The following is a 422-nucleotide window of genomic DNA, read 5'->3' on the forward strand; positions in this document are numbered from 1 at the left end:
GGGCGATGGTCGCCGCCGCATAGCCCAGATCCACCGGGTTCCAGATGGCGAAGGACTTGGACGCCCCCGACGCGATGGCGCCCGCCATCTCGGAGGGAAGCCCCAGGCCCGTGACGTTCACCTTGCCGATCTTGCCCGCGTCCGCCACCGCCTGCGCGGCCGCGACGATGCCCACCGACGTCGGCGCGATGATCGCGTCCAGCTCGGGGTGGCTCTGCATGAGCGCGGTCGCCTCCCGGTAGGACTTGTCGGCCAGGTCGTCGCCATAGACCGTCGCCACCACCTTGACGTTCGGGTAGTCGCCCATGACCTTGGTCATCTCGGCGATCCACTCGTTCTGGTTGGTCGAGGTGGAGGTGGCCGACAGCACCGCGACCTCGCCGCCCTGGGGCAGCTCGTCGGCGGCGAGCTTGATGATCGTG

1 protein-coding gene is annotated in these 422 nt (G+C 69.2%); it reads right to left on the bottom strand.

Annotation, left to right across the window (positions count from 1 at the left end):
- A partial coding sequence (locus tag I6F37_RS41550; RefSeq protein ID WP_225154604.1) for a substrate-binding domain-containing protein occupies positions 1-422 on the bottom strand: 422 nt, incomplete at both ends.

This window comes from Bradyrhizobium sp. NBAIM08, assembly GCF_020193935.1.
GTDB lineage: Bacteria > Pseudomonadota > Alphaproteobacteria > Rhizobiales > Xanthobacteraceae > Bradyrhizobium > Bradyrhizobium yuanmingense.